Raw genomic sequence first — 229 nt, forward strand, 5'->3', positions numbered from 1 at the left:
GTCGCGACGGAGACACTGTGTTGGAGGTCGGCGCCGAACTGGGCGAGCCAGCCGCCTGAGGTCATGCCGGGTCCGACGGCGGCCTGGATATAGGTGAGGATGGCCATCACGGTGAGTAGGACGGCGGAGGCGGCACTGCCGACGGCGAGGCTGCGGCGGTACCGGCCCAGGTGCAGGGTGATCTGGCGTCCCTGAAGCCACTTGCTTGAGCCCCAGTCCCTGCGGTCCC

At 69.4% G+C, this 229-nt stretch carries 1 protein-coding gene; it reads right to left on the reverse strand.

The genetic code is table 11. The features are described 5' to 3' along the window. On the reverse strand, positions 1 to 229 hold a 229-nt coding region (locus QN345_RS20695), incomplete at both ends, for a hypothetical protein (protein ID WP_323509282.1).

This window comes from Cryobacterium sp. 10I1, from assembly GCF_035019805.1.
Lineage (GTDB): Bacteria > Actinomycetota > Actinomycetes > Actinomycetales > Microbacteriaceae > Cryobacterium > Cryobacterium glucosi.